This window comes from Ilyobacter sp., from assembly GCF_041583315.1.
In the GTDB taxonomy this organism is placed as follows: Bacteria; Fusobacteriota; Fusobacteriia; order Fusobacteriales; family Fusobacteriaceae; genus Ilyobacter.
Genome location: NZ_JBFHGC010000030.1, coordinates 1 through 10,127, shown reverse-complemented (window position 1 = coordinate 10,127; position 10,127 = coordinate 1). Strand labels below are relative to the sequence as shown.

The 10,127-nt window shown below is 36.9% G+C and carries 8 protein-coding genes, 1 tRNA gene and 1 pseudogene; 1 reads left to right on the top strand and 9 read right to left on the bottom strand.

Translation table 11 applies throughout. The features are described from left to right. From ABZA26_RS02175 to ABZA26_RS02140, 8 genes and pseudogenes are all read right to left on the bottom strand, one after another. Nucleotides 1–315 (bottom strand): annotated as a pseudogene (locus ABZA26_RS02175) (ABC transporter permease); the annotation flags it as partial. After that, complete coding sequence (locus tag ABZA26_RS02170; RefSeq protein ID WP_372712884.1) at nucleotides 316–1,200, bottom strand: ABC transporter permease; 885 nt, start codon at nucleotides 1,198–1,200, stop codon at nucleotides 316–318. Beyond that, nucleotides 1,187–2,389, bottom strand: coding sequence for an ABC transporter substrate-binding protein (locus ABZA26_RS02165; RefSeq protein WP_372712883.1), 1,203 nt, complete (start codon nucleotides 2,387–2,389; stop codon nucleotides 1,187–1,189). The genes ABZA26_RS02170 and ABZA26_RS02165 overlap by 14 nt, the downstream gene beginning before the upstream one ends. A 389-nt stretch (nucleotides 2,390–2,778) precedes the next feature. After that, nucleotides 2,779–4,326 (bottom strand): rhodanese-like domain-containing protein, encoded by a 1,548-nt coding sequence (locus ABZA26_RS02160; protein ID WP_372712882.1) that lies wholly within the window; start codon nucleotides 4,324–4,326, stop codon nucleotides 2,779–2,781. Between the two features lie 41 nt (nucleotides 4,327–4,367). Beyond that, nucleotides 4,368–6,962, bottom strand: a complete 2,595-nt coding sequence (locus tag ABZA26_RS02155; RefSeq protein WP_372712881.1) for an FAD-dependent oxidoreductase — start codon at nucleotides 6,960–6,962, stop codon at nucleotides 4,368–4,370. 36 nt (nucleotides 6,963–6,998) lie between these two features. Then, on the bottom strand, nucleotides 6,999–7,838 hold the full coding sequence (locus ABZA26_RS02150) for a sulfurtransferase (protein WP_372712880.1): 840 nt from the start codon (nucleotides 7,836–7,838) through the stop codon (nucleotides 6,999–7,001). A 234-nt stretch (nucleotides 7,839–8,072) separates the two neighbouring features. Beyond that, nucleotides 8,073–8,435, bottom strand: coding sequence for a rhodanese-like domain-containing protein (locus ABZA26_RS02145; RefSeq protein ID WP_372712879.1), 363 nt, complete (start codon nucleotides 8,433–8,435; stop codon nucleotides 8,073–8,075). A 45-nt stretch (nucleotides 8,436–8,480) separates the two neighbouring features. Further along, a complete protein-coding gene (locus tag ABZA26_RS02140; RefSeq protein ID WP_372712878.1) occupies nucleotides 8,481–9,146 on the bottom strand; it encodes a TVP38/TMEM64 family protein in 666 nt (221 codons plus the stop codon). 396 nt (nucleotides 9,147–9,542) lie between these two features. Here ABZA26_RS02140 and ABZA26_RS02135 point away from each other — a divergent pair, with 396 nt between their 5' ends. Next, nucleotides 9,543–9,758, top strand: a complete 216-nt coding sequence (locus tag ABZA26_RS02135) for a hypothetical protein (protein ID WP_372712877.1) — start codon at nucleotides 9,543–9,545, stop codon at nucleotides 9,756–9,758. A 260-nt stretch (nucleotides 9,759–10,018) separates the two neighbouring features. Here ABZA26_RS02135 and ABZA26_RS02130 read toward each other — a convergent pair. Beyond that, a tRNA-Met gene (locus ABZA26_RS02130) sits at nucleotides 10,019–10,095 on the bottom strand. Between the last annotated feature and the right edge of the window lie 32 nt (nucleotides 10,096–10,127).

The window sequence follows — 10,127 nt, the reverse complement described above, 5'->3', positions numbered from 1 at the left end:
GGTAAAATACACCCCCATACTAGTTACAAAAGAAGGGATTATCAAAGGGAGAAACACAAGACCCTGAATAATTTTTTTCCCTTTAAAATCCTTTCTTGCCAGCACACTGGCCGCCGGAGTACCCAAAATAATATTCAGAAAAAGGGCAATCATAGCCGTCACAATGGTTGTAACTGAAGCATCGTAAGTTTTCCTGTCACTGATTATATATACCCATGAATCAAGGTTTAGACTTTCATATACAAGAGCCACAAAGGGAAGAATAAAACATATCATTATGATAATTCCCAGTATTTTCATAGACACTCTTCTCATCTAGTCCCACGCCCTTTGATTTTTACCTATGGTGAATTTATAAAGCCAGTATACCAATATTCCCCCTGCTATGCTTATGGCAGATATAAACATGTTTATAACCATAAGATTTGGCCTGTCAGCAAGGTTTCCTTTAGAATACATATCATAAGCCATCACAGCCAAAGCCTTTGGATATGTTACTCCAAGTATATAGGGAGCTTCAAATGCAGTAAACATGTAAGCTATTATAATAAAAAAACTCATGATAAGAGAAGGTCCCATCAAAGGAAGCACCACCACAAAAAAAAATCTTATCCTTCCCACGCCAAAAATATGAGCCACAGCATCCCATTTTTTATTTATCCTCTGAAGCACCGGAAAAGACATCATCACTATAAAGGGACAGGTTTTCCAGAGATAGGCAAGCATTATCCCTATACCCTTTTCGTCATTTGTCACGACCGGAAACTCCCTGTAGCTTTCCATCATTCCTGTAGCCACTAAGAAACGGCTGATGAATCCATGCTGTAAAAAAAGTATCAGTATCAGGTATGATGCCACAAGATAAGGTACAAGGAGTGGACTTTCTATTATCTTTTTTAGATAGTTTCCTTTGAAATATCCGCTCTTTAGATTCATGTAGAGAAAAAAGAGCAGTGATATCGAGACCACAAGTGAGAGCAAAGAGGAGCAGAGAGCCATCTTTGATGTAAAAATCAGTGAATCTAAAAAACTTTCACTGCTCAAAACTTCCCTGTAATATCCCAGTGTAAACTGGGATTTCCCTATTATTTTATTTAGCCCGAAACTCTGTAAGAATCCATAGACAAATCCATAGATAAAAAACAGAGATATAAATAACATTACGGGCATCAGATAAATATATTTTTTAATTCTTTCCAATCTTCTCCAGCCATCCTTCTTCGATTATTTCCAACTTTTCCGGAGAAAGTTCTCTCACCCTTTTTAAACCCCTCTCTTCAAGTGTCGGAATTGCCTCTGATTGTTCCAGTAGTTCAAAATTCATCCTCTCTTCTTGAGATAACCTATTCATATCAAGAATTGTAGAATCTCCCCAGTTTTTAGGATCTTGTTTTGCAAGTTGTGCTTCCTCAGATAGTAAGTAATTCACCACATATACCGCCCCGGCTTTATTTTTAGAGTTTGCAGGTATGCTTAAGTAGTGATTGTTAAACAAAGTTCCTCTTTCCAGAAGAAAACTTCTGCTGTCTTCAGAAAATTCCCCAGCTGCAATTTTGGTGGTCACATTGTTAATAACATAGCTCATAGTCACATCTATCTCCTTATTAGAGTAGAGAATATCAAGCTTACCCTGGCTTTCAGGATAGGTCTTCCCTTTTCTCCATAAATAAGGTTCAATTTCATCGAGATAACTCCATACTTTTTCAAGAGCTGCTTCAAACTCCACGTTGGTCATCTCCTGAGCCTTTTCCTCTCCCAGTATATCTATAACTATATTCCTTATGAAGGCACTTCCGGTAAAGTCCGGAATAGCCGGATATGTAAAAATACCTGGATTGGATTTCACATACTCTTTGAGAGTTTCATGATCTGTAAAAGGAACAGAGCCCTTGGAACTATGGTATATAAAATTAAATTGTGCTTCTCCCCAAGGTGCTTCCAGTCCGTCTACAGACTCTCCAAAATCACTTACCATGGTGGCTTCTTTAATCTTTTCTTTTACAGGAAGATTTTTCACAAAATCTCCCCACAGAACACCACTTTCTTTCAGGATCTTAAAATTCTCTCCGTTGATCCAGATTATGTCCACACTTCCGTCTTTTTTCCCGGCTCGCTTTTCCACTATGAGTTTGTTTACAGTGTCTTTGATATCTGTGATTGGTACCCTGTTCAGAGTTATATTATTTTTCTCCTTGAGAGAATTCGCTACAAAAATATCCATGAACTTATTTATCTCTGCAGAGCCTCCCCACATATATATGTTTACCTCTGTCCCATGGGAGTTTTTTGTCACCTCTTCCCAGTTGTAGTTGAGTCCCGTATGGCTTTGCTCTTTTTTACCGCAGGCTGCCACCACAAGGATTAAAATCAAATAAAAAAATTTCTTCATTCATATTCCCCCAGTTCACTTTATCATCGGCACCTTTTTACAATATTTTTTATTAAAAAATTCAATTTCCTTACTTTTCAGATATTTGAATTTTTTAATATTTAATATCTTTATCAAGGTCTTAATATTGATTATATCTCATGCATTGCTCATTAGCAAACGAGTCATCTCTTTCTATCTGTATTACCCTATGAAAATTTTCTTCAATTTTTTTTTTATAAAATTTACAATCCATTTCAGCATTTAAAATTATAAATCGTATAGTTCTTACATAAAAACTTTTTACCCACAGAAAGTATAACCTATTCAAAAATTATTGGCAACACACCTTTTTATATCATACAGTTGATTTTTATCCAATGTAAAAGCCCTCCGTAGAGGGCTTTTAATTATGCTGACTTTACAGAAGTTTTGGACTTTTTAGATATTATTTTGGTTACAACAGTTAGTGCAAAGAAGATCAGCGATGCTGTGAGAGACATTTTTATTGCCGTTGCCTTGTCTCCAGATGCCACTGCACCTGCCAAAAGAACAAAAACCGTAGTTCCCGGAAGAATAAATAATGTCGACAGCAATGAATACTGAATAAAATTAATTGATGTCAGACCATAAACATAATTTTGTATTCCAAATGGAAATACAGGAATCAGTCTTGTTGTTGCCAGGATAAACCAACCGTCATTCTTAACCCCTTCATTTATCTTCTTAAATACATCCGATTGCCCAAACTTGGACTCTATAGGTTTCCTTGCAATATATCTAGCAATCAGGAAAGCCAGCGAAAGTCCAAGAGATGCTCCTATTGCAGTGTAGAGAACCCCTTTTACTCCTCCGAATACCAGACCACCTACAAGAGTTATAGGCAGAACAGATATACAGGTAATTGTTATCAGCGCATACATAGTTATGTAGGCTGCAGGAGCCCATGCTCCCAGGCTCCCGATTACCATTTCCATTTTTTCCCTTGATTTTACATAGCTGAAAAAAACTTTAAAAAGACTCGTTTTTTCAAGCTCTACATTTCCCTTCACTGCGTTATAAGACCACTCGATCCAAGAACCATCATAGTTCTTTACATTGTCCCATCCCAATAATTGGCTTAGTACAAAAGTCATGTGAGCTGACCTTACTCCTGATTGACAGTAAGAGATTATCTGCTTATCCTTCGTGATTCCGTTTTCTGCCAGGATAGCTTCCATCTCCTCTTTAGATTTAAAGCTTTTGTCCTTATTTACCATTTTATCCCAAGGAACATAATACTGGCTTGGAATTCTTCCCTTTGCAAAAGCCCCTTTATACTGAGCCAGTCCATCATGCTCAAAATCTGTTCTTGTATCTATTATAACAACATCCTTGTTTCCTATAGCTTTTTTTACATCCTCTATACTTGCAAACTTAGATGTGTTTTCCGCCTTTGGAAACTCATACTTTACAGCTTCAGGCTTCGGAGAGGCCTCTGTTGGCATTGGCAGTCCTGCATTTTTCCAGCCATCTATACCTCCGTCTATGAGAGTTATATTTTCATGACCGTACATATCCATGATCCACCATAATCTGGCTGCATCATACTCCGCCTTTGCACTAACAAGAATAACATGTGTGTCAGCTGTTATTCCATAGCTTCCAAGCATTTCGGCCATCTTTACCCTTGAGGCCCTCATCCCTCCGTACTCATATTCGCCTTTGTCTGCGGAAAAAGAAGGTCTCCAGATCTGATGTGATCCCGGTATATGCCCCTTATTATAATCTTCCTCTTTCCTTATATCCAGAACAACTATATTTTTATCCGTGGCCAACATCTCACTGGCTTTTTCCGGACTGATAAGCAGTTTAGGATTTGAATACTGCTCATAATTCTTAGTCGCTGTAGAACTTTCAGCTGCTGCCCCCATTACAAACATTAATAAAAACATTACAGAAACAAGTAGTTTTTTCATTTGAACCTCCATTTAAATACAGTAAATTGCATGGCGTTATATTATTTACTTTTTTTATTTAGTTCCTGTTTTGACTTATATCTGTTCATCCACTGCTTTACAGGCCCCATATTTCTAGGAATGATTTTTTTTGTTGTATAAGTATCTCCAAATAACAAGTCCAATATGTGGAGAGAGTCTGTTCCTCCGTTCTCCATAGATTCTCTGCAAGCAGCACAATAGGATATCATATGGCCTGTAGTAGTTTCTTCAGCTCTTCTTTTCATCACTCTTCCTGCTACATCTGGATTTGCAGGAACCACCATTCCTCCAAAACCGCAACATCTGGTCTTCTCTCTGGAGTTTTCAAGCTCTTCCACCTTGTAGCCCATCTTGTCTACAATCCATCTTATTCCGTCGTGAAGGTCGTGCCTCTCACGTGCTGAGCATGAGTCATGAATGTTAAACACAACATCCGATTCCTCTCCTATGCCATACTTGTCGTCTGGAAGACCAATCTCAGGGAGCAAAGTCCATAGAGAAACTACATCCTGTTTCAGATATTCTGAGAACACTGCCAGACAAGACTGACATGCTACTATTACTGTATCCGCTCCCAGTTTATCAATCTCAGCCTGAACCTCACCAAATCTCTCCTTAAATTTCTCCTTCTGTCCCAAAGCTTTAGTCGGTTTCCCACAACACTTAAGAACAGAACCTACTCCCCCTTCAAGTTTATCTTGAAGATGCCCTAATACATTCCCCACTGCTTCAGGATTGTAAGACGGCAGGGAACATCCAGGGAAAAATACATACTTTGTTTTCTTTTCAGCTGGAGCCTTGTTTGATGTATTAAAGAATTTTGAATATCCTAAATATTGATGTACCTCTATAGCCTGATGTCCCTTCATCGGAGATTTTCCACCGTTATCTTTTATGTATTCCGGTCTCATTCCCATAAAGGCCCCTTGCATATCAAAGTCCTTTGGACATTTGAGGGTGCATTGTGAACATGCATTACAAGAGTAGCTTATTTTAGGATCCATGGCGGCATACCCTTTTTCCAGATACTCTTCAAAAAGAGTTTTAGGACAGTCTGTAAAGTCGTTTAGCATGATGCACTCTTTCATACACAATTTACATGTGCACTGTAGACATCTGTTTGCCTCTCTTTCTGCCTGCTCCTTTGTATAAGTAAACTCAGTCTCATTAAAAGACTTTATCCTTTCCATAGGATCTAGTTCACCTGCTGTTACTCTTTCTATCTTCTCAGCGGAATCCCAGCCTTCTGGAAGATATTCAGTAGGAAGGTCGAGCTTTGTTTTGTACGCTCCCTCTTCTTCCATATTTCTCCCGGACCTTAGGTCTTCCCCTCTCATGAATCTGTCTGCAGAAATAGCCGCCCTTCTTCCCTCTGCCATTGCATCTATAACAATAACAGCCGAAGCACAGTCTCCTGCTACGAATACTTTTTCGTCAGTTACAGATTGCATTGTAAGCTCATCTGTTTCAAATGTTCCGTTTTTTCTTTTAATAACGCTTTCTTTTTTATCAAAACCTGCATCTACACCTTGACCTATGGCAAAGACCACTGTATCCACATCTAACATTTTTTTATTGTCTTCATTACATTTAGGATTAAAATTACCTTTAGAATCAAAGATCGATATGCACTCTTTGATCTCCAACGCCTTTACTCTTCCTGCGTCGTCAGTTAAGATTTCATTTGTCCCCATAGCCAGGTTAAAGTTTACTCCCTCTGCTATGGCACCCTTTACTTCATGAATGGACGATGTCATCTCTTCATAGCTAGGCTCTAGACACACAGAGTATACTTTTTCTACTCCTGGAATCCTGAGAGATGATCTGGCACAATCCATTGCCACATCTCCTCCGCCTATTACAGCTATTCTTTTCCCGGCGCCCTTAGACTCTCCTGTGAGAGATATCTCCTTCAGATATTCTGCTGCACTATAGACCCCTATAGCATTGTGGTTTTTAAGACTCTTGTCGATTCTTCCGGCCTGTCTTCCTACAGCTATTATCACAGCATCATTTTCATTTTTCAAGGTATCAAAATCTATATCTACACCTATTTCCACTCCCAAAGAAATCTTTACTCCAAGCATCTCAAGAATAGAATATTCTTCATCTATAATCTGTCTCGGAAGTCTGTATGCAGGAATCCCGACTCTCATCATTCCACCCAGTACTGGAAGCTTATCATAGATAGTAACTTCATGACCGTTTTTAGAAAGATCTATAGCTGCCTGGGCTCCTGCAGGTCCTGCCCCTATAACAGCAACTTTTTTACCAGTGGCAGACTTTTTTTTCAGATCCCAGTTTATAGGATTGTCAAAATTATCAGCAGCATACCTTTTTATATTGGCCACAGAGATTGGCTTGTCTTCATCTCCTCTTCTGCATCCAGCTTCGCAAGGATGGGCACAGACTCTACCTAGAGTTTTAGGCAAAAACAATTTTTGTCTGATTACACCTATAGCACCCTTTCCGTCTCCTTCTCCTACAAGTCTTACATACTCTTTTATATCTGTGTGCATAGGACACGAGGACTGACATGCTGGGTTTGAGTCACCCATACAGTTGTCTACAATGTCCTTCATATTTTCCATAACTTCTTTTGGTAATACACCCATTTTTATCCTCCTAAAACATTCTACAGTCCTGTTGTGCTACATCCCGTATTTTACAGGTGTTCCTGCTGCTTCATACTCGAGCCAAGATCCGTCATAATTTTTAACATTGTCATATCCGAGAATTTCCACGAGAGCAAACATAGTCTGAGTAGCTCTTACTGCAGATTTACAATGAGGAATTATAGCCTTAAGGTCTTTAGTTATTCCTGCATCACTGTAAAGTTTTCTGAGTTCAGCTTTAGATTTATATTTTCCGTCTTGAGTGATATTATCCTTCCACTCGATAAATACAGAGTTTGGTATATGTCCTTTTATTCTCTCAAGCTTAGATCTTGTATCGACTACCACCATTTTGCTGTCATCGATTGACTCTTCTACCTCTTTCAGAGTTGCAACAAGCTTCGGATTTGCATCTTTGGCCACATACTTCGCAGTCTTCATAGGTTTACTAGGTGCTGCCATAGGAAGTCCAGCCTTTTCCCATGCCATGATCTGACCGTCTACTATAAATACATCTCCCTTATGACCATAAAGGTTTAATATCCACCATAATCTTGAGGCATTCATCATCCCCTGGTCATCTACAATTACAACTGTATCTGTGTTCTTTATTCCAAGGTTTGACATGACAACTTCAAACTCTTCCTTTGGAAGAACCATTCCTTTGACTCCGTTTATTTCTCTTGAAAAGTTTTCATTCAGAACAACCATAGCCCCTGGTATAGTTTTTTCAGGAGTTTTATCCCATCTGTAGTCCAATACCACTACATCTTTTTTGTTTTTGATCTTATTCAGTTTTTCCGGAGTTATGAGACCTCCCGCCACCGAAACTGCATAAAGTACCACCATCATTATTGAAACTGCTAGTTTTTTCATTTTTTACCTCCCGCTTTATTATTTTTTGTCCTTGTTAATAATTTATCTATTTAAAGCCTATGAATAGCTTTTCCGTTCAAAAATTATAAAAATCTTGAAACAAAAAAGCTTTATCGATAAGGCTATATTAAAAGATTATCTTTAATACCACAAAAGTATGATTGTGTAAAACAGTTCTATTTTTTGTCTTGTGAGATTATAAAACTATAATCTTTTCACAATTCCAGTCACAATTTACCCATTATTGGATTTATCAGAATTCTCTTTCTGCCAGGCTTTGATTCCTCCAGCCATGTCATATATCTCACTGAATCCCATTTTAACCATAACTGCCGCTGCTGCCTTACTTCTTCCACCTATTGCACAAAACACCAAATAAGGTTTCTCTTTATCTAGTTTTTCCACCTCTTTCTTAAAATGAATTATCTTAAAAAAATCTATTAAAATAGAATTGTCTATGTTTCCCTCAAATTCATGTTCTTTTTCGGTTCTTACGTCAAGAATAACCATATCCTTTTTTACCTTCATAAGTTCTTTGGCTTCTTCTACAGAGATTGTCTTAAATCCTGTAGATTTTCTTTTAAAAATATTCAGCATCGCAATTTCTCCTTTTTATTCTTTATATTTATAATAATTAAAAAGTCACCCTTTATTTTTGTTTTTCAGAAGTTTAGGAACAAGAGATATAAATATAAAACACAAAGCAGCTACACCAAGATAAGTCAAATTCTTAGTTGAGATCACTTCTCCGCTTGCTATAGCCCCTGCACTCAGAGTATATGCCGCTGTTCCGGGTATTATAAATATCGTCGAAAGAATAGAATACTGTAAAAAACTAATTCCAGTCAGTCCATATATATAGTTTTGTACATTAAAAGGGAAAATAGGCACAAGTCTGGTAATCATGATGATTCTCCATCCTTGTTGTTTCACTCCTTGGTCTATCTTTTGGAAAATCTGAGAATCTGAAAATTTCCTCTCAATAGATTCCCTGAAAACATACCTGGCCACAAGAAATGCAGATGATAAACCCAGTCCGGCTCCTATAACCGTATATATAGTACCCATTAATGGTCCGAAGACTATTCCTCCCAAAACCGTAATAGGGAGTCCTGGTAAAAAGAATATGCAGGCTACTATATAAAGAAGGATATAAATCAACGGTCCTAAAAATCCAAAGCTTTTTATCCATATTTTTAGACCCTTTATATTTTCAAGACTGATATATCTGAAAACCCCGCCTCTATACAGTATAAGAATCACCATCAGAAGCATAATAAAGATAATTATCCCTTTTTTATTTTTCATAATGCATCCCCTACCATACTACAAACCTTATTTTTCAGTACTTTATACTTTTTATGTCACTTTTACAAGCATAGTGTCCCTTATTACATTATAATACCCTAATATTTATTCAAGGGCAATCTTTATTTTAAAAAAGTATTTTTTGTAAAAAAAAATCGGACCTTATTATATATATTTTTTATTTAATTATTTTTTTGCATTTATATTATAAACTGTTGACAAAAATATTTTTTCCTGGTAATATTCACTATATAAATACAGATGCAGAAAAACATTTATCAAATCAATCCAAAGCATTGAAAAAAGTTACTCAACTATTTTAAAAAAAATCGGCCTGTTAATAAATCATTTATGTTATTTAGTTAACCTTTAACGGTTAAGCAAGGGGGAATTAATATGTATACACTAATTTTAGAGAGTGCAGATAAAACAATACAGTTTATGCAAAATATTACAGATTTCAAGAAAGAAAAAGAAGTGGTAATCTTTGAAACTTTCGACGGGTATCAAAAAATAATCAAAGGAAAAATAAAAGAAATCACCGATAACAACATTTTCTTGGAAGTGGATAAATCCAGAATATCTCCTGAGCTTGCACCACTTAATTTCTAATATTTTATACTGAACTAAAACCTGTAACTGGCCTTTTTTTAAAAGTGCCTGTTTACAGGTTTTTTTTATATACTCAGATCAAAAAATTTCATGATTTTTCAGATTCTGCCTGAAAACAAAATATCAATTTACACTTTAATACTGTATTATATGTATTTTATCCTCACGAAAGAATATCACATGTTATCTGTAAAGTCAATTTTCTGTTATCAAATAATCAAAAATAAAAAAAAACACCCTTAAAGGTGCTTGAATATCGATGGTGCCTAGAAGTGGATTCGAACCACCGACCGCTCGGGTATGAACCGAGTGCTCTAGCCAACTGAGCTATCTAGGCATATTTTGGTGGAGCTAACCGGGATCGAACCG